The 22556-nt window shown below is 34.1% G+C and carries 23 protein-coding genes and 1 riboswitch; of the genes, 12 read left to right on the top strand and 11 right to left on the bottom strand.

The window, feature by feature from the left end:
- The first annotated feature begins 71 nt into the window (after nucleotides 1–71).
- On the top strand, nucleotides 72–1148 hold the full coding sequence (locus ACEWK1_RS16390; RefSeq protein ID WP_416636481.1) for an NAD(P)H-dependent flavin oxidoreductase: 1077 nt from the start codon (nucleotides 72–74) through the stop codon (nucleotides 1146–1148).
- 101 nt (nucleotides 1149–1249) lie between these two features.
- Nucleotides 1250–2179: a manganese-dependent inorganic pyrophosphatase gene (locus ACEWK1_RS16385; RefSeq protein ID WP_121663221.1), complete on the top strand. Its 930-nt coding sequence runs from the start codon at nucleotides 1250–1252 to the stop codon at nucleotides 2177–2179.
- A gap of 46 nt (nucleotides 2180–2225) precedes the next feature.
- On the opposite strand, the gene ACEWK1_RS16380 is transcribed toward ACEWK1_RS16385, so the two are convergent.
- Entirely contained in the window at nucleotides 2226–3413 is a 1188-nt protein-coding gene (locus ACEWK1_RS16380; RefSeq protein WP_416636480.1) for a YhgE/Pip domain-containing protein, read from the bottom strand.
- A gap of 181 nt (nucleotides 3414–3594) precedes the next feature.
- On the opposite strand from ACEWK1_RS16380, the gene ACEWK1_RS16375 reads away from it, so the two are divergent.
- The 4 genes from ACEWK1_RS16375 (at nucleotide 3595) to ACEWK1_RS16360 (ending at nucleotide 9968) form a co-directional block, all read left to right on the top strand.
- Nucleotides 3595–4227 (top strand): TetR/AcrR family transcriptional regulator, encoded by a 633-nt coding sequence (locus ACEWK1_RS16375; RefSeq protein ID WP_416636479.1) that lies wholly within the window; start codon nucleotides 3595–3597, stop codon nucleotides 4225–4227.
- Between the two features lie 147 nt (nucleotides 4228–4374).
- The gene (locus ACEWK1_RS16370; protein WP_416636478.1) at nucleotides 4375–5970 is read left to right on the top strand and encodes a histidine kinase N-terminal 7TM domain-containing protein; all 1596 of its coding nucleotides are present in this window, start codon (nucleotides 4375–4377) and stop codon (nucleotides 5968–5970) included.
- A gap of 210 nt (nucleotides 5971–6180) precedes the next feature.
- Nucleotides 6181–6753, top strand: coding sequence for a TetR/AcrR family transcriptional regulator (locus ACEWK1_RS16365; protein ID WP_121663217.1), 573 nt, complete (start codon nucleotides 6181–6183; stop codon nucleotides 6751–6753).
- Nucleotides 6754–6893: 140 nt separating this feature from the next.
- A complete protein-coding gene (locus tag ACEWK1_RS16360; RefSeq protein ID WP_416636477.1) occupies nucleotides 6894–9968 on the top strand; it encodes an efflux RND transporter permease subunit in 3075 nt (1024 codons plus the stop codon).
- A 296-nt stretch (nucleotides 9969–10264) separates the two neighbouring features.
- Here ACEWK1_RS16360 and ACEWK1_RS16355 read toward each other — a convergent pair whose 3' ends face one another.
- The 4 genes from ACEWK1_RS16355 to ACEWK1_RS16340 form a co-directional block, all read right to left on the bottom strand.
- The gene (locus ACEWK1_RS16355; RefSeq protein ID WP_251402725.1) at nucleotides 10265–10537 is read right to left on the bottom strand and encodes a YkvA family protein; all 273 of its coding nucleotides are present in this window, start codon (nucleotides 10535–10537) and stop codon (nucleotides 10265–10267) included.
- Between the two features lie 27 nt (nucleotides 10538–10564).
- Nucleotides 10565–10957, bottom strand: a complete 393-nt coding sequence (locus tag ACEWK1_RS16350) for a sporulation protein (protein ID WP_232273834.1) — start codon at nucleotides 10955–10957, stop codon at nucleotides 10565–10567.
- A complete protein-coding gene (locus tag ACEWK1_RS16345) occupies nucleotides 10954–11097 on the bottom strand; it encodes an FbpB family small basic protein (RefSeq protein ID WP_121663213.1) in 144 nt (47 codons plus the stop codon). The genes ACEWK1_RS16350 and ACEWK1_RS16345 overlap by 4 nt, the downstream gene beginning before the upstream one ends.
- 309 nt (nucleotides 11098–11406) lie before the next feature.
- Entirely contained in the window at nucleotides 11407–12342 is a 936-nt protein-coding gene (locus tag ACEWK1_RS16340) for a LysM peptidoglycan-binding domain-containing protein (RefSeq protein WP_251402723.1), read from the bottom strand.
- Between the two features lie 321 nt (nucleotides 12343–12663).
- Between ACEWK1_RS16340 and ACEWK1_RS16335 the strand changes: the two genes are divergently transcribed.
- The gene (locus ACEWK1_RS16335; RefSeq protein ID WP_162987447.1) at nucleotides 12664–12834 is read left to right on the top strand and encodes a hypothetical protein; all 171 of its coding nucleotides are present in this window, start codon (nucleotides 12664–12666) and stop codon (nucleotides 12832–12834) included.
- 93 nt (nucleotides 12835–12927) lie between these two features.
- Here the strand turns inward: ACEWK1_RS16335 and ACEWK1_RS16330 are convergent, their stop codons facing one another.
- From ACEWK1_RS16330 to ACEWK1_RS16320, 3 genes are all read right to left on the bottom strand, one after another.
- Nucleotides 12928–13527 (bottom strand): response regulator transcription factor, encoded by a 600-nt coding sequence (locus ACEWK1_RS16330; protein ID WP_121663210.1) that lies wholly within the window; start codon nucleotides 13525–13527, stop codon nucleotides 12928–12930.
- Between the two features lie 12 nt (nucleotides 13528–13539).
- Nucleotides 13540–14658 carry a sensor histidine kinase gene (locus tag ACEWK1_RS16325; protein WP_121663209.1) on the bottom strand — a complete coding sequence of 373 codons (1119 nt, stop codon included), beginning with the start codon at nucleotides 14656–14658 and terminating at the stop codon, nucleotides 13540–13542.
- 138 nt (nucleotides 14659–14796) lie between these two features.
- Entirely contained in the window at nucleotides 14797–15795 is a 999-nt protein-coding gene (locus ACEWK1_RS16320; protein WP_416636476.1) for a fatty acid desaturase, read from the bottom strand.
- Nucleotides 15796–16178: 383 nt separating this feature from the next.
- Nucleotides 16179–16275, top strand: a riboswitch (yybP-ykoY riboswitch).
- A 108-nt stretch (nucleotides 16276–16383) separates the two neighbouring features.
- Between ACEWK1_RS16320 and ACEWK1_RS16315 the strand changes: the two genes are divergently transcribed.
- The 3 genes from ACEWK1_RS16315 to ACEWK1_RS16305 all read left to right on the top strand — a co-directional run bounded on the left by ACEWK1_RS16315 (nucleotide 16384) and on the right by ACEWK1_RS16305 (nucleotide 18847).
- Nucleotides 16384–17082, top strand: a complete 699-nt coding sequence (locus ACEWK1_RS16315) for a TerC family protein (protein WP_212137766.1) — start codon at nucleotides 16384–16386, stop codon at nucleotides 17080–17082.
- 364 nt (nucleotides 17083–17446) lie between these two features.
- Nucleotides 17447–17971 (top strand): hypothetical protein, encoded by a 525-nt coding sequence (locus ACEWK1_RS16310; protein ID WP_416636475.1) that lies wholly within the window; start codon nucleotides 17447–17449, stop codon nucleotides 17969–17971.
- A 150-nt stretch (nucleotides 17972–18121) separates the two neighbouring features.
- Entirely contained in the window at nucleotides 18122–18847 is a 726-nt protein-coding gene (locus tag ACEWK1_RS16305) for a TIGR02206 family membrane protein (protein ID WP_416636474.1), read from the top strand.
- A gap of 82 nt (nucleotides 18848–18929) precedes the next feature.
- Here ACEWK1_RS16305 and ACEWK1_RS16300 read toward each other — a convergent pair whose 3' ends face one another.
- Complete coding sequence (locus tag ACEWK1_RS16300; protein ID WP_098798226.1) at nucleotides 18930–19115, bottom strand: hypothetical protein; 186 nt, start codon at nucleotides 19113–19115, stop codon at nucleotides 18930–18932.
- Nucleotides 19116–19495: 380 nt separating this feature from the next.
- Between ACEWK1_RS16300 and ACEWK1_RS16295 the strand changes: the two genes are divergently transcribed.
- Nucleotides 19496–20350 carry an AraC family transcriptional regulator gene (locus tag ACEWK1_RS16295; protein WP_416636473.1) on the top strand — a complete coding sequence of 285 codons (855 nt, stop codon included), beginning with the start codon at nucleotides 19496–19498 and terminating at the stop codon, nucleotides 20348–20350.
- A gap of 49 nt (nucleotides 20351–20399) precedes the next feature.
- Here ACEWK1_RS16295 and ACEWK1_RS16290 read toward each other — a convergent pair whose 3' ends face one another.
- Both ACEWK1_RS16290 and ACEWK1_RS16285 read right to left on the bottom strand, forming a co-directional pair.
- Nucleotides 20400–21095 (bottom strand): 3D domain-containing protein, encoded by a 696-nt coding sequence (locus ACEWK1_RS16290; RefSeq protein ID WP_212137772.1) that lies wholly within the window; start codon nucleotides 21093–21095, stop codon nucleotides 20400–20402.
- Between the two features lie 208 nt (nucleotides 21096–21303).
- Nucleotides 21304–21633, bottom strand: a complete 330-nt coding sequence (locus ACEWK1_RS16285; protein ID WP_251402715.1) for a hypothetical protein — start codon at nucleotides 21631–21633, stop codon at nucleotides 21304–21306.
- A 145-nt stretch (nucleotides 21634–21778) separates the two neighbouring features.
- On the opposite strand from ACEWK1_RS16285, the gene ACEWK1_RS16280 reads away from it, so the two are divergent.
- Nucleotides 21779–22369, top strand: a complete 591-nt coding sequence (locus ACEWK1_RS16280) for a nitroreductase (protein WP_251402712.1) — start codon at nucleotides 21779–21781, stop codon at nucleotides 22367–22369.
- The last annotated feature ends 187 nt before the right edge of the window (nucleotides 22370–22556 follow it).

Genomic DNA, 22556 nt, shown 5'->3' with positions numbered 1-22556 from the left:
AACAAGGAAAAAAGAAAGAAAACTAGAAGATAGAAGTTAGTACAGTTCGTACATATTTAGGAGGGAAGACAATGAGCAAACGCCTTTGTGAACTAATAGATATTGAGTTTCCACTTATACAGGCAGGTATGGCAGGTGGTGCTACAACAGTGGAATTAGTAGCAAATGTTTCAGAAGCAGGTGCACTTGGTACATTAGGGGCTGCTTATATGAAGCCTGAGGATATAAGAAAAAGTATTAGAAAGATAAAAGAAGAAACAAACAAACCATTTGCTGTTAATCTATTTTGTACTTCAATGAGAGATGACTTTACTAATTTAAAAGAAGTAGATTCTATTTTGGAGGTGTTTCGAGAAAAGCTAGGGGTCATACAAAACGTTGAGGAGTTAAGAACAGTTGATCTTTTTGAGGAACAATTTCAAGTCTTGCTTGAAGAAGAAGTACCGATTATTAGTACCGCTTTTGGTTTACTTTCTCCGGATAAAGTTGAAAAATTAAAAAGTAAGCATATAAAAATTATTTCAATGGTGACAACGGTTAATGAGGCCATTCTTGCAGAAGAAAATGGAGTGGATATTATCGTTGCTCAAGGCAGCGATGCAGGAGGGCATAGAAGTACGTTTAATATAGAGGAACACCCAAACGGAGCAAATATAGGAACATTCTCACTTATCCCTCAGGTAGTGGATTCTGTGAACATACCAGTAATAGCAGCAGGTGGAATCATGGATGGGCGTGGAATGCTTGCTGCTATCGTGCTAGGGGCACAAGGAATTCAAATGGGCACTCAATTTTTATCTTGTAAAGAATCAGGGATTCATCCTGCTTATAAAAATGCATTACATGCTAGCACCGAAGAGAGCACAGTGATCACAAAAAGCTTTTCTGGAAGGCCGGCAAGAGGAATAAAAAATGAATATATAATGGCATTTGAAAATTCAGGTGTTTCTCCTCTACCATTTCCAAGTCAAAATACAATAACATCAGGTATCCGTAAAGTGGCAGCAGAGCAGAATAATCCAGACTTTATGTCATTATGGTCCGGTCAAGCCACAAGACTTCTTAAAAACGATCAAACTGCTAGAGAAATAGTGGGAGAAGTAATAAGAGAATGGAAGGAAGCTTTGACAAAGATTGGAATGCTGTAACATTTTTGATGAAATCAATATTTTTTTCATAATTCATGGTTAAATAATCCATAGTAATTATGATATGATAGAGTATATTTTAATGTGTAAAGGAGTTCATTATGGAAAAAGTACTTGTTTTTGGTCACAAAAATCCAGATACAGATACAATCTGTTCTGCCATTGCGTATGCTGAATTAAAAAATAAAATTGGTCAAAATGCTGAGCCTATTCGTTTAGGTGAAGTAAGCGGGGAAACTCAATATGCACTTGACTACTTTAAAAAAGAAGCTCCACGTCTTGTTGAAAAAGTAGCAGGTGAAGCAAGTGGAGTTATTTTAGTTGACCACAATGAGCGTCAACAAAGTGCTGATGATATTGATTCAGTTCGCGTACTTGAGGTTATCGACCATCACCGTATTGCAAATTTTGAAACAAGTGATCCTTTGTACTATCGTGCTGAGCCGGTAGGGTGTACGGCAACAATTCTTAACAAGCTTTACAAAGAGAATGGTGTTGCAATTGAAAAAGAAACAGCAGGATTAATGCTTTCAGCGATTATTTCTGACTCTTTATTATTTAAATCACCAACTTGCACTCAAGAGGATATTGATGCTGCTAAAGAATTAGCTGAGATTGCAGGTGTTGATGCAAACACTTACGGATTAGACATGTTAAAAGCTGGAGCAGATTTAAGTGATAAATCTGTTGAGCAATTAATTTCACTTGATGCAAAAGAATTCCAAATGGGTTCTAGCAAAGTAGAAATCGCACAAGTTAATGCTGTTGATACAAATGATGTTCTTGTACATAAAGCTGAAATTGAAGCAGCTCTTTCAAGCGTTGTTTCTGAAAAAGGCTTAGATTTATTCCTATTCGTTGTTACAGACATTTTAACAAATGATTCTGTAGCAGTTGCAATCGGTAATGAAACAAGCAAAGTTGAACAAGCATTTAACGTTACATTGGACAACAACCAAGCTACTCTTAAAGGTGTTGTTTCTCGTAAAAAGCAAATTGTTCCTGTATTAACAGAAGCATTTACAAAATAATAAATGGATAAAGCCACATTCTTAATTAGAATGTGGCTTTTAAAAATTAGACAACAACAGTCTTCCGTTTCTTTTCAGTTATACCTTTTGTTTTCTTAGGCTTTAAGGTAGCTAATACCATTACAAGTAATGAGCTTAAACCAATGATTCCAAGCATACCTATCCCTTCTTCAAAAATCTCCTTCTTGAAAAATAAGAAATCCCTAAATGCTTCTACACTAAAGCGGAATGGAACCCAAGAATATAACCAATCGCGTGTTATACTTGGAAGCATTTCCGGTGCCATTGTTAGTACAGGCATTGAAAAGAAAAATAACAAAATAATAAGTGGAGCAGCTAGATAACCTACCCAATTTAGTAAAGCATTTTGTATGAAGAAAAAGCATAAACCAGTAAAGATCATTAAAAGTAACATATCGCTACTATTAGGTATTGATACATTTAACAATTTTTCAGTTAGAAGCAATATAATAATTGAGATACTAGTAACAAATAAAGCCCCCGAAAGCAATTGACTACTGATCGAAGTAAGACTCCATTTTCCTCCCGTAACTTTATTAACAATTGTAAAGAGAATCATTGAACTGAAAAAAGTTGTTAACCAGAGTAATTGAGTAAATAATGCAGGTGTATTTCCATTTGCTGAATTTTCCCCTATAGGATTAATCTTCTCTGTAGTAACTGATATTGGGTTTGCAAGTGATTTGGCAAGATCAGAACTTATAGGTGCTTTTATTTCATCAATTGTATTGAACAATTGATCCTGAACTTGCTGACTAAACTGACTAATCACGCCAGTTGTAATTTGAGATGCCACATTTGCTCCGGTCATGTTCATACCTTCATTTATATAAATATTGATATCCGGCTTTGTAGGTGTATTTGTTAACAATGAATAAACATTTTTAGACAAATTCTTTGGTAGGATTAACATTCCATATACTTCTTTGTTCTTCATTCTCTCTAGTGCATCTTTTTCTGTTTCAAATGAGATCCATTCAACAGAAGATGTTTCATTATTTTTAATTTGTTCACCAAATTTCTTACCTAAATTAAGTTCTTCTCCATTTGGTAGTTGTACACCATTATCCTCTAACACAATTCCAATTGGCAGTTCTTTTGGAATAGGGTTTACTGTAGAACCCATAAAAGCAAAGGTGAAGATACACGCTAAAAGGGATATAAGTCCTAAACCAATCCAAAGTAATTTGTTTGTAAAGTAAGTTCGAAACATCGGGAATTGTCCTCCTTTATAGACATACTGTTAATTAATTGACAAAATGTCGAGTATAATGCAATTATAAAAAATATCCTGATTGATTCAATGATCAATAAAAGTGTATTTGTTTTTTATACAACATACTTAAGGAAATAGTTAATTAAATTACAAAGTTTATATATAAGGAGAGAGGAAGATGGGGAAGAAAACGGACCTTCGTGTTTTACGAACAAAAAAGTTAATAAAAGAAGCTTTATTAAAACTCATTCAGGAAAAAGGTTTTGAAAGCATTACTATTCAAGACATTGCGGATGAAGCACTTATAAATAGAGCCACATTTTATTTACACTATCAAGACAAATACGATTTGCTAGAGCAGGTAAGCAATACCTATTTACAGGAATTAATGGATGAAATAAACCCAGATTATCATATTCAAAATGGAAGAGTGGATCTGGACAGATTTCAAATTACATTAAAAAGAGTGTTTGATAACATAGAGAAAAATCGAGATTTTTATCAGGTTATGTTTGGTCCTAATGGAGTACAAGAATTTACTGTAAAAATTGAAAAACATATTTACCATAAATTCCAACAGAAATTTCATGATATTGTTGAGAATGTACAATCATTGGAGATTCCATCTGATTTTCTATTAAATTTCATAAGCTCTGCCTATATTGGTGTCACAAAATGGTGGGTGAAAGAAAATATGCATTACTCCACGGACTACATGGCTACGCATCTAGCAGAAGTCATTTCAAAAGGGCCTATGTATTCAATCTGGAAGAATGTAAAAGACAATCAAAAGCCTAGTTCTTCTAATTAACTGTTATTTTGCTTTAAAAGTGGATAGTGAAGAAAAGGTCCTATCCTATTGATAATTGAAAGGAAATTTAAAGATATTATTATCCATTTTTAAGCATTATATGGTAACATTTAACTAGTAAACAGCATATGGTGGAGTGTAAATCACATGAATTCTCAAATCTTTATCTATATTGTGTTTTTGGCAGTATCTGGAGTGTTAAGTTTATTCATAGGAGTATTTGCTTTTATTCGAAGAAAAAACTTTCTTGGAAGTACGATGTTTATTCTGATCTCTTTGTTCTCTTCTATTTATACATTTGGACATGCTTTTGAGCTATCTAGTCAAAGCCTGTCAATGATTGTTTTCTGGACCTACTTTCAGTATTTAGGACTTCCATATATTGCACCTCTAAGCTTGCTTTTAGTTACTCAGTATATTGGTGCAGAAAAATATATGACCAAAAAGAATGTAATAACTGCTTTTAGTATTCCAGTCTTAACAACACTAATTGTTCTGACAAATCAATTTCATCACCTTTTTTATCAAACCATTTATCTCAAACAAGGGATTGCACCATTATTGGGGTTTGTTTTAGGACCTTGGTATATCGTGCATGGTAGTTACACATTTGCTTGTTTACTAGTCGGAGGTATTTTATTACTTCATTATTGGAAGCAAACTAAGTCTACATATTGGAAACAAACATTAGTCATGCTCCTTGGCTTATATCTACCTATGATCGCTTCATTTTTTTACCTAATTGGACTTGTTCCTTTTAGTATTGACCCAGTACCGGTTGTGTTAAGTGTTACAGCAGCGTTATATATTTGGGCATTTTCATCTACTAATTTATTTGATTTAGCACCCATTGCAAGAGGTCTTATTTTTGATAGTATGCGAGATGGTGTAGTTGTATTGGATCAATCTAAGCGAATTATTGATTTTAATTATGCAGCTACGAGTTTGATAAATAAGCTAGATGATTCTATGGTAGGAAAGAAAATGGATTTATTATGGGAAGGCAACCATGATTCTTCAGCATTTCCGTTTCATTTATTAGATTCGAAGGACTACGAGTCAGAATTTGAACTAGAATGGCATGAGAGAAATCAGTATTATCAATTACGTTCTTCTCCGATTAAAAAAAGAAGTGGAGATGTTGTAGGAAATACAATCGTTATTCTAGATGTTACAGAGCAACGACGATTACAGAAAAGATTGGAGCGTCTGGCATATATTGATCAATTAACAAACATATTAAATCGATCTGCGTTTCTTGAAGAAAGCATAAAATTAGTAAAAGAAATGAGAAACAAGGACCAAACAGTTGTTTTAATTCTGTTTGATATTGACCATTTCAAACAAATTAACGACACTTATGGACATCATATAGGAGACGAAGCAATTCGTCACGTTGTACGTATTTGTAAGCAATTGTTGCAGCCTAATGATTTATTTGGACGTTATGGTGGAGAAGAATTTGTGTTATGTTTACCTTCTATGACATTGGAAGAAGCTGGAGAGTATGCAGACATGATGAGAAAAAGCATTGAAAATGAACCACTTGTTATAAAAAATGAAACCATACATATTACAGCAAGCTTTGGGGTCACGAAGGTGATTGAAGAAAATATGATAACCGATGCACTGAACTTAGCTGATAAAGCACTTTATGCCTCCAAGCGCACTGGCAGAAATAGCGTCTATATTGAAAATGGAAAACTTATTGACTATAAAACAAGAAATGCAGCACATGTATAAAATGCAAAAAAGAAAATTTTTGATTTTTAGCATGATGGTATAGGTGAGAGGGAGATAATAATATCTGAAAAGGTAAGCACTAGTGGGCTTATCTTTTTGATTTTTTAGTTGGAAAAATTGACGGAAATAAAAAGCACATTCAAAATTGACGATTTTCAAAAGACCTTATATATTAATAATGACCAACCGGTTCTGAATGGAGGGTAAGTTTTGACACGTGGGCAAGATCAGAAAGATAAAATAGTAGATGCTGCTATGCAAATATTCGGTAAAAAGGGATTTTATGATACAAAGATGCTGGATATTGCTGAGAAAGCAGGAGTGTCAAAAGGTACAATTTATTTGTATTTTTCATCAAAGGATGAATTATATATAGAAACACATGAAAGAAATTTTCAGAGGTATTTGGATATGCTTGAAGCAAAGGTAAATGCTTTTTCTTCTTTTAAAGAAAAACTGATTTGCATTGCAGAGGAACAACTTGCTGTATTTTATAGAGATAAGCATACTCCAAATAAATATTTGCAGGCATATACTAATAATCCTAAGATGATTCAATCTTTACATGATTTCTTAGATAATTATCATCAGTATGTTACATCAGTTATGGCAAAAGAAAACATTACTAATGCAAGCGACCATGCGAAAGCGTTTATTGGTATGCTTGAAAACTATAAAAGAGATATCTTTTTTAACAAAGAATTTGATTATTCAATGTTACTTAAGACTGTCTTATTTGTAGTAGATCTTTTTTTAAAAGGATGTCAAAGGAACAATTCATAATCGTTCCTTACTTTGTCTTTTCAGTACCCATTGGTCAGTAGGGATTTAGTATAAATATTTATTTAAAAGGACTTATCGTAATATTTAAGTACCCATTGGTCATAAAATGGTTGATATTTTAAAAAAGAAGGAGATTACGAATGTTCAATTCATTAATTAAGAGACCAAAAGTTACCCTTACTTTTATCGTGCTTTTTATACTGGTAGGAGTACTAACAGCCTTGCAGCTGCCAAAGCGTGAAATTCCTGAAATATCAGTAAATGTGGCTACAATCACAACAATCTTTCCTGGTGCTGAGCCAGAACTTGTTGAAAGAACAGTTACGAATCCTTTAGAAGAAGAACTCGAGGGTATTAAAGGGATAGCAGAATTTTCATCTGTATCCGGAGCTGGAGTTTCTACTATTGTTCTTGAATTATTAGATAATGAAGATCGTAATCAAGTATTATCACAAGTAAGGCAGGCTGTATCAGACACTAGCCAAACATTCCCTGAAAATGTGTTGAAGTCAGAAGTTAATTCGGATATTCAAACAGGCACTCTTTCTTCATATCATCTACTAAGTGATGACAGAGAACTATTACAGAACCAGAGAGAATTGTTACTTGGATGGCAGAAAGAATTGGAAAAAATTGAAGGAGTTCGAAAGGTATCATTTAAAGGGATTGTAGAAGATGAATACATGTTAACCCTTGATCAAGAAAAGCTAAGTGATTATTCCCTTATCTTCCCTGATGTCATGAACGCCATAAATAATGAACTTGAGATTACACCTTTAGGCAGTAAAGAAGTAAATGGTGAAAACAAGCAATTGTTGTTGGAGCATATTAAGACGGTTGAAGAGGTAGAAAAGATCTTTTTAAAGGTAGATGAAAAAGGTAACGACATTTTGATTGGCGATGTAGGCGAACTAAAGTTAGTTCCTTCAGAAAAACCTAAAATCGTTAACTATAATAACACACCAGCTGTTTCAATGACGATTTTACAGGAAGAGGGAGTGGACATTCCTTCTCTTCACGAAACGGTTGATGAAAAGGTAAAAAAACTTGCGAGTGATTTGCCAGAAAATATTACTTTGGACACTTATTACACTCAAAATACAATTGTAGGGAAAATTTTTAAGGATTTAGGTCTTTCTTTTCTCATTTCGATTGCAGTGGTTGTGCTAGTAACTCTTTTAGGATTAAATGTTAGTTCAGCTTTTCTTGTTGCCATTGCAATACCTGCTTCAATTGCACTAGGGCTAATACCTTTGCCATATATGAATGTTGATTTAAATCAAATTTCGATTATCGGAATGATCATTGCACTAGGAATTCTTGTTGATGATGCCATTGTTGTTAACGACAACATAAGAAGAAGATACAAACTAGGTGATGGTCCTTTACAAGGAGCTCTACAGGGAACGAAAGAAGTGAGAGTTTCTGTTATCACCTCAACCTTAGCGATCGTTTTCACTTTCTTGCCTTTAACCTTTATTGGGGGATCAAATGGAGCATTTATACGCGCGTTACCTTCTGTATTAATTACAACGATCATTGGATCAACGATTATCGCTTTAACACTAGTGCCGATCTTTTTAATGTGGAATCAGAAGCGCTTAGTAAACAAAACAACTGTTAAAAATCAAAAAGATGGTTTATTAGGAAAAACGCTAGAAGGTCTTGCAGCTTTTTATAGCAACAAGATCTTAAAGAAAGTTGTCAAATATCCGATGAGAATTGGATTAACCGTATTAGTGTTTTGTACCTTCGTTTATGGGTTAGTTCCATTTATTCCTGTTGTGTTTTTCCCTAGTGCAGATCGTGAAGAAGTAACAGTTACTGTTACATTGCCACCGGAAAAAACGATTGAACAAACAGAAGATTTTCTGGAAGAAATGCAAGAGTATATGAAAAAAGAAGATTCAGCGATTTATGAAAGTACAATATTTGCCGGTACTGGTGAACCAGGGATGTTTGGAAGTGTTATTTCTAATCCAGGTGAAAATAATGGGCAAATTGTCCTTAGAGTCGATAAAGAATCACAATCAGCAACAGAAACGATCGATAAATGGCAGGATTCTTTAAGAGAGAGGTACCCAGAAGCAATCATTTCAATGTCGACGATTGAGGCTGGTCCACCTGTTGGCGCACCAATTGCTATTACTGTATCGGGTAGTGATATCAAAGAACTTACCGAAACTGTTGACCAAATGAAAGGGAAAATCTCAAAAATAGATGGAAGTGGAGCAGTCATTGATGATGTTGGTCAACCACGTCCAACTATTGTTTACGAACCAATTCGTAATAAAATGCAAGAGCATGGAATTACATCTAATGAGATTAGCCAACAGATTAGATTAATAACAGACGGAGTTCCAATGGGAAGTTATGATGATGGGACAACAAGCCGTGATTTCACTATAAAGGTTTCAGGTGATCGTGATGAAAGTGATATAAACCTAGAGGAAATAAAATTACCTTCCAACACGATGTCACAGCAAGGACCACCTGTTCTTGTACCTTTATCCGAGCTTGTAACTGTAGAGGAAGGTCAAGAAATTCAATCTGTTCCACATAGTAACGGAGAAAGAACCATTACCATTCGAACATATCCAACTGACGACAAAAAAACAGATGTAGAATCTGAAATTAAGACGTTAGCGGAACAATATACGTCAGATTCAATTAATGTTTCTGTAGGTGGAGAGTCTTCGGCTCGTTCAGATTTCTTTGTAGAAGTAGGAAAGCTTTTTATTATTGTTGTGTTTCTTATTTATATTTTAATGGTTGTTCAATTCAACTCACTAAGAATTCCGTTGCTGATTATGAGTTCTGTTTATCTTGCAATTTCAGGAGCTGTTATAGGTTTATTCCTTACTCAAACAGGCTTAGGCTTTATGGCGATGATGGGAATTGTCTCCTTAGCAGGAATAGTTGTTAGAAATGCAACGGTGTTTATTGAGTTTATGGAGCAAAGACTTCAAGAAGGTGCTACTTTACTGGAGGCTGTAGTTGAGTCAGGTGAAGCAAGATTAAGACCTGTAGTCTTAACAGCAGTTACATCTATGGGTGCTTTATTACCAATTGCATTTAGTGGAGATGTATTATTTACCCCACTAGCCATTTCAATTATTTCTGGTATTTTCTTTTCAACCATTTTCACATTGCTTTTTGTTCCGGCTTTTTATACTGTGATTAAAAGAAAGAAAGTAAAGCAAATACAGGAATAAAAATGAAGCCTACACAGTAGTTGTGTAGGCTTTAATTTTTTATAAGGATTTAAGATGCCTGAGATATAGTTCGTTCCATTACGCTGCAGTCACTTGCTTTCCGCGGGGAGGAAGCCAAGCCTCCTCGGCTTTGCCTGCGGGGTCTTGGCCTTTCCTCTACCTCCCGCAGGAGTCAAGTGTCTTCCGCTCCATTGCACTATTGTTATAAAATTTGTTCATACAAACAATCTTAGAATAAGCAATAATCATCCAGTAACGCTTAGTTTTAGATTCTATCCGAACAAGTGGGTAAATATTTATAAATTGTATTTCTCCTTAAGTGATTCAGGTGCCATCTTAATTAATCGTTCTAAAACGAATGTTGCGATCACAACATCGTCGACAATTCCTAAAACAGAGAGGAAGTCAGGAATTAGGTCGAATGGAAATAGTGCGTAGGCTGCGATGAATAACAGACCGATTACTTTTTTAGTCGTTTCAACCTGTTTAGATAAAAAGAACTCTTTTAAAAAAGGGAGAAATCTCCAAAAAGTAAAGATGAATTTTATTCGTTTTATAATTTTGAACATTTAAGCTTTCCTTTCTGCTTATCAATCTTATGATATTATCTGTATTATATCTTGATCTTTACTTTCTACACCTTCATTAAAAGTAAGTCTTGTTTTAAAGCGATAAGAAATATGCTCGCAAGATAGCGGGATATTTTCTGGCAACTTAAATGTAAATGAAATTTTGTTAGCTTCTTCTGATCGGAGAAGCTTTGTTGACAAGATAGTCGCAGTATCAATCACTTTTTCAGTTTTTGTCGTAGAATCAATTAATACTAGATCACTATCAATTCTTCTTAATTGCTGTTCAATAGTTCCACCTTTAACATGAAAGTAACCATTGATAAGTTCTCCACGTTTATACGTTTCCTTAGGTAAGATAAGATCAATTATCGCAGATCCTACACCTAAAAGTGACATATATTTCCTCAATAACATCATTTATCTCCTCCTATTTGTTTGCTTTGTGATAAATACTTTTGATCAATGCGTTTCTCAATTCTATCCATTTGCGTTTTATCTTTAAGAAGTTCTTCTTTGTTTTTTCTAATCAAATCTTCCATTGATACTTTTTTTACCATTATGGTAATCTCCTTTTTTACGTTTCCTATAGGTAGTCAAATAAAAAGACCTTTACCGTAGATGGTAAAGGTCTTAAAAAAACACATAAAGACCTTTACTTAACAGTAAAGGTCTTGCTAACAACGAAAAGGTTGCCAACGAAGCCGAGAGTTCGAAACTCTGTAATGACGACTTTGTTGTAAAAGCTACTCCCCTTTAGGAGAACGTTTTTATTTACTTGATATAATAGTAAAATATTTTTTTATTATAGTCAATAGATGGTTCATAAATTTATAGGAAATTTATTTACTAAGAGAAACAGGAGATCATTATTTAACTGATGTGGTTTGAAGTATCTTGATCATTTTGGGCATAATTGCTTCAGATTCTTCTTTATTTAGGTAGTGAATGGTGAATCTTATGAATACCCCGTCAATCTCTTTTACAACAATTGTTGTTTGGATATTCTTGTTATATCCATGTAAATAAAGCAAAGCGTCATGATAAAGAGGATGTGAAGTGGCTTTTGGATCATACTCAGTTACTTCATTTCCGTTTAAGTACATCATTGAATTAGTCTTAATTTCTTCTAAGTTTACTTTGCTATCTAAAACCTCTAATCTAGAAAAATATTCTTCTTCACTAGTAGATTGTAAGATGAATTTCCGTGGCTCTTCTTCGTCAAATGTAAATCCTTTTGTTAGTGAGACATTCACTTCCTTCTTAGACGCATCATAACTTTTTGATGAGTCTGCAGTCTTTTTAGCATATGCAACATTAAGTGTTTGACCAACTCTAATCCAGTTAGAAGTTAAGTAATTAATGGACTTCAACTCACTAACAGTTAAACCGTAATTCTTAGCAATGCTATAAAGCGTATCACCTGCTTTTACAGTAATATTTGTAGGGATAACAAGTTTTTTTCCGACAATAATGGTGTTTGATGTAAGGTGGTTAATGAATTTCAATTGTGAAACAGAGGTGTTATATTTTTTGGAGAGGCTATATAAGGTATCACCTTTTTTTATTGTAATGGTTGTGGGAATTGTTAGTTTGTCTCCCAGGTAGATCGTTGAAGAAGAAAGGTTGTTTAGTTGTTTTAATTGTGCAACTGTTAGTTCATGTTTTTTGGCAAGGCTATATAAAGTATCACCTTTTTGTATTTCATATGTTGTTGAAGCACCAGCTGAACTAGCTCCAAACACTCCGCTTATTCCTAAAGTTAATATAGCTACTTTAATGAGATTATGCTTATGTTTTTTCATGATGTTTTCCTCCCAGTAATGATATCTAACACGAAAAACGTTTCCGTATTACTACATATGACGGAATGAAAACAGAATAGTTGCGTATGGAAAAGCCTAATTTTAATTTATAAAAAAATGTACTAAGAGCCCAAGAGTTCCTATAAGACTTTTTTGTTCTAAAGGGTTATAATTGTGAATATAATAAATCTCACTATTAGAGATGGTATTATATTTTGTTTTACTTATTATTTCACTTTGTTGAAACACATGTAAAATTCGTTTCACACAAACCTATCCAATATTAAAAAACTAATATTATAGTAGAAAGGTGTGTAATAAATGGAAGCAAATATGAAAAATCCAATTTCTGTTGATTCAACAATATCTCTAAAAGGAATTGTGAAAGCTATTTTTCAAGATACAGTTCATGTTCAAATAGGTGGAAAAATTATTACAATGCCTATTAAAGATTTTCACCTTTTAAAAGGTGAAACGAATAAAAGCGAATAAATAGATGCTTTGGTTCAAGCGTACTCATTATGTGCGCCTGAGTATTAGCCGAAAAGAGGTCACCTTTATCCAAAAGGAGACCTCTTTTTTATATTATTTGAACCAACCCTTTTCCTTTGATTGAGTAATGGCTTCAATTCTATTTTTCACATCAAGCTTTTCTAGTATAGTGGAAATATAGTTTCGTACCGTCCCGGTTTTAATACTAAGTTGATCGGCAATTTCTTTTGTGTTCATGCCATCTGCGACTAAGCCTAGTACTTCCTTTTCGCGCTCAGTTAAGGGATTTTCTTCACTATATACGTCGTCCATAAGTTCAGGTGCATATATACGTCTGCCTGACATTATGCTTCTTATTGAATTCGCTAACTCATCACTGGGACTATCCTTTAGAAGGTATCCTTTGACACCAGCTTTAATGGCTCTTTGAAAATAACCTGAACGGGCAAACGTTGTAAGGATGATTACTTTACAATCGCTGCTCACAAGCTTTTCTGCAGCTTCAAGACCAGTCATTTTAGGCATTTCTATATCCATTATACATATATCAGGACTGTGTTTTTGAACAAGTGCAAGGGCTTCCTCTCCATTATTAGCCTTGCCAACAACTTCCATATCGTCCTCCAAGTTAAGAAGTGAACCTAAGGCACCTAAAAGCATTTGTTGATCTTCAGCAATGACAATTCGTATCATAGCAAGCCCCTCCTAATCTATCTGTTTTACAACATTAGGTACTCTTATCGTTAAAGATGTACCTTTTTCAGTTTTTATTTCAAGATTTCCATTAACAAAATCCAGGCGTTCCCTCATCCCGGACAGGCCGTTTCCTTTTTCGAATGTAATGTCTTCACAACCGATTCCATCATCCTTAATGGTCATGATTAATTCGGTCGAATTTTGTTCGAGAGAAAGATAACAAGTAGAGGCCTTACTATGTCTCACAACATTTGTCACAGCTTCTTTTAAACACATACTTAAAATGTTTTCGGTTAACAATGGGACGTTTGATAAGACCATTTCTTGGTCACAAACTAAATTGATTTGAGCTGCTTTTAATATTTGCTTAACATGAATCATTTCCTCTTTTATTCGAATACCTCTCATTTGCGACACCATTTTTCTAACTTCGTTTAATGCTGTTCTAGCTGTTTGTTGAATTTCTTTCATTTCATTTTTTGCCTGCTCTGGATCTTTATAAATAATTTTTCGCGCTAAGTCACTTTTCAGACCAATCATGGATAACTTTTGACCTAATGTGTCATGAAGGTCCCGGGCTATTCGTTGACGTTCTTCAAGTATAACTAGTTCAGATATTCGTTTATTTGCATCTTTCAGCTTTTCTTGGAGTTGATCACGTTGTTTACGATTATAAATACTAAATGGAAGAAAAATGACACTAAGTGAGCTTATAATCACGAAGGGAGCCTGACGTAATAGCAACTGCTCATGTAAAACGATACTAAAGTTTATGGCAACAGCTGTACTGACTAAATGGATAATATATAGTGTTAAAAAGGCAGCACGGTCCTTTATATTTCCAATGAAATAAGCAATATAAAAGGAAAAATAAAAATAATTAAATAGATAAGTTGAAGTAAATGATATCCCAATCAGGATCAGTGTTAGCACATAGATTCTCCAGCTTTTAGCAAGAAAGGCGTAACGAAGTGTAATGAAAAACGATATAGTTAGGATTATGCCTGTAATAATTTCTGCTGTAGAGGATGATTGGAAAATAAAATAAAAAGGCAAAATGCTTAAAAAAGCCCAAATATAAGGGGAGATCCCATTGCTTTTTTGAAAAATGTTAACTCTTTTTTTCATGATAGAACCTACTTTAATTAAGATGAAATTACATCATATTTTAACATATATTTACTTAAAACTTTAAGAGGATGACAAAAATTAGTACGCTTCATTCCCGACAGTTTGTACTAATACGTCATCCTCTAAAGAAGAATATTACTTTTGTAGTTTTGACAAATAATTAAAGCCAACAAACCTTTTATTCTGTGCGTCCCAAAGACGGAACTTTAACGACTTCAAGCTTGTTGCTAGTGTAATTGTTGGAACGTTGTGTAATGGTTCTGTATTATTGTGTACCGCTTCTAATTTATAGTTTGGTACTCTCGGACTTAAATGGTGAACATGATGATAACCAATGTTACCGGAAAGCCATTGTAACAGTTTTGGTAGCTTATAATACGAGCTGCCTTCTACAGCTGCCATAACGTATTCCCACTCTTCATTCTTTTCAAAGTAAGAATCCTCAAACGTATGCTGTACATAAAATAGCCAGATTCCTAATGAGCCTGAAATTAAAAAGATAGGCAACTGTACTAATAAAAACGGGATCACTCCAAGCATCCAGCACAACAGTCCTGCAAATACAACAATTGCTATGTTAGTAAGGTACGTATTGTATCTTTCGTTACGTCTAGCTCCTTTTTTGTTAAAACGATTTTTAATAAGAAAAACATAGATGGGACCAAGTCCAAACATAACGATTGGATTTCGATATAAACGATATTTAATTCTTTCAAATAATGAAGAGGAAAGGTATTCATCAACTGTAAGTACCCATATATCTCCAGTTCCTCGTTTGTCTAAATTCCCGCTAGTAGCATGGTGGATGGAATGGTCATGCTGCCATTGACTGTAAGGGAATAAAGTAAGGATTCCTGTTATTGTTCCAAGTATTTTATTTGCATTTCTATTCTTAAAGAATGAGTAATGACAGCAATCATGGAAGATGATAAAAATTCGTACAAGAAAGCCACCAGCAATAATGGTAAAAGCTAATGTAAGAAGATAGGAAATCGCTAAGCTTTGATAGGCAAGAATCCATAGAATAATGAATGGACCGATTGTTGTGATAAGTTGAATGATACTATCCTTCGAGCTTGACTGTTCATAAGGAGCGACTTGCTTCCTTAAATTACGTTGTAATTGTTTACTCATTTTTTAATTCCCTTCTTTAAAAACGTTAAAAAGACAAAGTAGTCTGTAGTTAAAAAAATTGAGTGGAATGAATAGGAAGGAACGTTTTATGTTGTCTCCCATTTCAATCAAGGGTTTTCTATCCTTAACTAAATTATAAAAATAGTCTCTTGAAATTTGTAGACATAGGTGTCATAGAATGAGTATGACAAGTGTCATATAGGAGAAAGGACAAGTAGTAATATATGGAATTTATAGATTGTAATTTGGATGTTTTTCATATTAAATAGGAGAAAAAAATTGATTCGGCAAAATCCGGGTGGTGCCTGTCACTTAAACAAAATCATAGACACACGCCCATAAAATAAAGTATAATGACAAATAGACAAATCGATAGTAAAATTTCCCACCGTAAAGGGGAGTAGCGTCAGGTTTAACCTGAAATAAAGTCGTCATTACATGAACGAGGTTCATCGGCTTTATTGGCATAATGTTTGTGCTTAGCGAGACCTTTGCCACTATGGCAAAGGTCTCTTTATTTTTGTAAAAAGCAATCTTTCAATCTTTTAACTTTCAGATTGAAAACAATATCAGAAGGAGGTAATCAAGATGGAAATGGAATTTCTCACTGCACTTTTATCTATTATTGTGATTGATTTGGTTTTAGCTGGAGACAATGCCATTTTAATTGGGCTTGCGGCAAGAAATTTGCCTAAACATCAACAGAAAAAAGTTATTTTATGGGGATCTATAGGAGCAATAGCGATTCGAATTGTTGCGACTTTAGCAGTTGTTTGGTTATTAGCTATCCCTGGTCTTCATTTAGTTGGTGGACTTCTATTAGTTTTCATAGCTTATAAACTGCTTGTGGATGATAATGATCATGGTGATGTTAAAGCTGGAGATAGTTTTTGGGCAGCGATTCGTACCGTTATTATTGCGGATGCGTTAATGGGACTTGATAATGTATTAGCTGTAGCAGGTGCATCACATGGTAACATGCTACTAGTTGTTATCGGATTACTTATTTCTGTACCAGTTGTTATGTGGGGGAGTACGTTAATTCTTAAATGGATTGACAGATATCCAATCATCGTTACAATCGGCGCCGGTGTTCTTGCTTGGACAGCTTCAAAAATGATTGTTGGTGAACATTTCTTAAGTGGATTATTTGAAAATGGCTTTGTTAAGTATGGTTTTGAAGTTCTTGTTGTTGCAGCAGTGATTTTAACAGCAAAATATGTTAAATCAAAATCTGTAAAACTTGAAGATGAACAAGAAGTTCTATTGAAGACAGGATCTAATTAATGTTGGAAAGAGGCAGCCCTTGTAAGAATGGGGGTTGCCTCTTTTTTTATGTTTTGGGAATTTTAAAAATTTTTCAAAAATAATGTAAAATTTTTCTATTAAAGGGTATTTTTAATATGAATATTTTCTTGTAACCTTTTATAATATAAGTACGACTAATGTTTATTAAGCTAAAAAAATTAAGTGTTTACTCGATAAAATAGGAAATATATGATTATATATTTTCGTAAAATAACAGTTGATATTCTTTTATTAGAATCCTATAATACATAGGTGGAAGATCATTCAGAATATGGAAAATATTATTAGGTTGAGTGATCTGGTTATCTATACATATGTTAGCAATTAATTGGAGGGGAAATCGATGAAAAAGGTTTGGTTTTTAATTTCAGTGTTAATGTTGTCTATTGGATTAGCGGCATGTTCTGAAGAATCAGAGGGAACAACGAAAGAGCAAGATAAAGCAGCAGGTGAGGAAGCAACTGAAGGTGCTGACAAAGAACAAAACGCAAAAAGTGCAATGATGCAAATTTACATGACCGTTTCAAAAGCAATTAATGAAAATGATGCAGATTTAAATGCGTATGAAGCAGAAGAAGAGCCAACTGCAGAAATGAAAACAGCAGCTGAAGCTTCTGCAGCAGCAGTCGTAGAAGGACTTAATGGTGTAGAGGTACCGGAGGAATTAGCAGATCATAAAGCTGACTTAGAAGCAGCGATTAAAGATTTATCTGATTCTTATCAAGCAAAAGCAGATGAGTTGAAGAAGGATGCACCTTCATTAGATGCTACGAATGAAACATTCACACAAGGTGATGAAAAATTCGGTAAAGTATTTGAAGCAGTTGGATTAAATCCGTCTAGCTTAGGTACAGAGGTAAATGGGTAATGAATATAGTAGCCAGTCTCAGATTGAGGCTGGTTTTTTCGTTCAAGAAGACAAAAAACATGACTGTTTTTGCTTTTGAAAAGTGATAACCTTCCTTTTAAAGAGATACACTAAATTAAAACATCATTTCTAAGAAAGAGGTGACATGTAATGGAAGGGATTTTTTTTCCACAAACAGATCATGCCTTTACATTATTTTCACCTGTTCATTTAGGAACTCTCTTTATCTTTATCCTACTTATTGTTTTCATTTATTTAGTAAGAGATGTTCTAAGACAAGAACCTTATAATAAAATTGCGCGTATGACTTTATTTTTTATTATGATATTTTCAGAAATCAGCCTACATATATGGCTATACTGGTTTGATACTTGGACATATACTCATTCTTTGCCTTTGCATCTTAGTAGCATTACGATTCTATTATCTGCTGTTATGTTGTTGACCAAATCATATTCATTATTTGAGTTCACATTCTTCGCTGGTGTTGGTAGTGCGATACAAGCTATGATTACACCTGATATTAGTCATTACACATTTCCTCATTTTCGATATGTCCATTTTTTTGTATCACACGGAAGTACTGTTCTTGCAAATTTATTTATGGTGTTTGTTAGTGGATTCCGTCCTGAATTTAAATCAATTTGGAAGGCTTTTATATGGTTAAATGTTTATGCAGCGTTCATCTTTGTCTTAAATCTAATTCTTGGTGGTAATTATATGTACATTTCTAGAAAGCCTGTTAATCCATCTATGATTGATTATTTTGGACAATGGCCGTGGTATATCATTCCTCTAGAGTTTGTGGCACTAGGAACATTTTTTCTGTTATTTCTCCCTTTTTGGCTTGTAAAATTGACTTCTAAAATCAAGTGATTTTTTATGCATTATGGAATAATTCCATAGAAAAAGAGCCTGGGTAATGGCTCTCTAAATAAGAATGACTCAAAAAGTTAATTTACGAACGTTGGATACCTGATGTTGAGAAGCTTTTAATTAGTTTTTGAAGATTTCGGTGTCCTTCACGTAATTTAATTGTTTCTTCAATAATATGCTGGAAGCCTTCTAAATCTTTATCTGATGCATTAAGAAGTGATTTTGGAATTCCTTCTGCTAGTTGTTGTAAGGTCAAATCGTCTCTCACGAAAAATGACCACCTTTCCTTTAGTTTCTTTATCTGCTATGTTAAAACTCATTATTCATTTTGCTCCTTCCTTTGAATAAAGGAGGATGAAAATGAACAGATAAGAGTAACAAAGCTCTTTTATAAATAAGTTTTAGAAAAGTGGAAGATTTCCTGCAAATATTTATCTACATTTCTCTGCACAATCTATTAAAATATGGCGGATAAACTAGATTTCTTTCAATTAACGACAGTAAAAGCTAAAATTTGGTATAAGACACTATAAAAAAAGGTTATTGAATAGATTTTAAGAACAAGTGAATTTAATCTGTCATTATTGTGCAAGCAATGACAGGTAAATTAGTTTACTTCTTTGTTATTGTATGGATGAGGGGGAGCATATGGAGAGCTTACAGAAAATAAATGATTCTATTGCATTTATTGAAAACAATTTAGCTTCACATTTGTCTATTGAAGAAGCAGCAAAAATTGCCTGTATGTCTAGGTTTCATTTTCAAAGAATGTTTCAAATACTCACCGGATTTACTGTGGCCGAGTATATTCGAAAAAGAAGGTTAACATTAGCAGCACAAGAACTAATTCATTCAAATGTAAGAGTATTGGACATTGCTTTAAAGTATGGCTATGAAAGTCCTGAATCCTTTTCGAAAGCATTTCGAAAAGCACATGGAATTAGTCCAATAGAAGTGAGGCACTCAGGCAAAACCGTCAAAGCCTTTCCTAAGCTTTCCTTTCAAATCCAACTAAAAGGAGAAGAAGAAATGAATTATAAGATCATTCAAAAAGAAGCATTTCATGTTGTTGGTAAAGGGATCCGGGTCTCAATGGAGAATAATAATGAAAAAATTCCATTATTTTGGAAAGGATCAAATGAGAATGGGTTTACTGAGAAGCTTGCACAACAAGCTGGAGAAATGGGAATATTAGGAGTCTGTGCGGAAGGTAATCAGCAAAAAAATGAATTTACCTATTATATTGCGGTTGAAAAAACGACTGATAAGATATCCCAAGATTTAGAGGTCAAAGAAATACCTGCTTCTACGTGGGCTGTTTTTGAGTCTGTTGGTCCTATGCCTCACGCTATTCAGCATGTTTGGAAACGAATTTTTTCTGAGTGGTTTCCTGCGACAGGGTACGAGCATGCTCCTGCACCGGAAATAGAGGTTTACCCTGAAGGAGATGCTTATTCAGAAGATTATCGAGCAGAGATATGGATTCCGGTTATTAAAAAATAGTAAAACTACACCCCCTTGGTACTCTTACTCACCAAAGGGGTGTAATTGTTTATTCTTCGATAATTTTCACTTCTACTTGCTGTTTACCCCATTGTAGAGCATCTGATTCTGAGGGGATAAAAACATCAATCTTATTTCCCTTAATAGCTCCACCGGTATCTGCCGCAATCGCTGTCCCATAACCTTCAACCTCTACAGTTGATCCTAATGGAATCACATCAGGGTCGACAGCTATTACCTTTTTATCAGGATTGGCATGGAGATCAATTCCCATCTTAGTTGTACCAGAGCAGCCTTCACAATTTGCTGTATAGGCTGTAGCGGTAACAGTTAATTCTTTACTATATTCTTTATTTGATTCGGTTTCTTTATCTTCAGAAGACGTTTGTGCCTTTTCGGTTTCTTTAATGATTAACTCGTCTCCTGGTTTAATGATGTGTGAATCAATTTCGTTCCAGGCTTCAATTTCTTCAACCTCAACATCATATTCTTCAGCAATATCCCATAATGTTTCTCCTGTTGATACTTCATGTGATTCATGGAGTTTTAATTGATCTTCTGGTTGAATCATATCACCAGGAAGCTTATTCCAATCTATTATATTCTCTACTTCTACTTCATTTAACTTTGCGATTTCCCATAAAGTGTCACCTTCTTTTACAGTCACCTCTTCTGCAGCTGCATGTGCTGAAAATCCAGCTGTTAGTGATACGAAGGTAATTAAGGATAGAATCTTATTTTTCATGTTGTATAACCTCCTTGTTAGCACCTGAGCTAATCAATGAGTTCATCTTACCACGAAAAAAAGAGTTTAAAAGAACAAGCACTTAACAGTTTGTTTACGTTATTACAATAAGATGATAGGAACGTTACAAACCTTCCATATCATTCTAGTCTATCTAATAATTTCCTAGTAAGGAAAAATCAAAAAAACGAGAGTCATGTTTGCTCTCTTAAACATGACTCTCGTTTACTTCTGTTTCACTTACTTTTTGAATTTTATCAACAAACATTTGATATACTTTTCGTTTTTCTTCCAAAACTCGTATGTATTGCTTCAATTGTTCGTATTTTTCAACAAAGGGTACTTGATAAGTTGATTTGATCGTTTCAATAATTTCATCATTTATTGTTAATTGAATAACTTGTTTTGTAATACCTGACTTATAAGAATAGATTTGTAATTCACTTTTGATTTTTTCGTATTCTTCATCTAAATCAAGCTTTTGTTTTAACATTTCCTCTTTCCACTCATCTAGTGCATCTTTAACATAAGATTCCACTCTAACCCCTCCTATGTTTATACTATTCATTCTCGCTATTTATTTAATGGGGGGAGTAGGTGTGATTTAGAGAAGGTTATTCTAAAGAGTCATTTCTCATGTTTTTGAATAAGATGAAATAACTTAAAAAATGGGAGTGAAAATAATGGACGTCCTTTCAGCTATTGCAACTAGAAGGAGTATTGGAAAAGTAAAAGAAGATCCTGTCCCTAGTGAGTTGATTCATCAAATACTTGAAGCAGGAACCTGGGCACCTTCACATTTCCGAACAGAGCCATGGAGATTTTTTGTATTAACAGGTGATGCGAGAAAAGCACTTGGTAAAACACTCGCATCTCTTGTGGAGAAAACACTAGAAGATGCAAATAGTGAAGAAAGTCAAAAGCGATTAGAAAGAGAAGAAAATAAACCTTTGCGAGCACCCGTTATAATTGCTGTTGCTGTAGAACCAACAACAGCAAATAAACGTATCATGATGAAGGAGGAAGCGGCAGCTGTCTGTGCTTCTGTTCAAAATATGCTGCTCGCAGCCCATGCTCTTGGCCTGGGTGCCATTTGGAGAACAGGTGAAAGCTGTTATTCAAACGAGGTAAAGAAATTGTTTAAGTTATCTTCTGAATCGGAGATGGTTGGATTATTATACATTGGTTACCCTGATATGAAAGAAATAAAGGGGAAAAGAAAGGCAATCTCAGATGTAACAACTTGGTTTAAAAATGAAGAGGATTTTGCTTGATTTTTAATATTGAATGCAGTCCAATTAATTGAAGTTGGGCTGTTTTTGAATGGAGTTACAATTGTCGTTCATCGCGAGTATGAACGACAAAACGATCGAGAAAAGCAAGAGAAGTGTCGTTCATCGCGGGAATGAACGACAAAACGATGGAGAAAAGCAAGGGAAGTGTCGTTCATCGCGGGAATGA

Origin of the sequence: Metabacillus sp. YM-086, assembly GCF_048059995.1 — a bacterium.
Lineage (GTDB): Bacteria > Bacillota > Bacilli > Bacillales > Bacillaceae > Metabacillus > Metabacillus litoralis_B.
The sequence above is the reverse complement of the archived record's forward strand: the minus strand, read 5'-3'. Positions and strand labels throughout refer to the sequence as shown.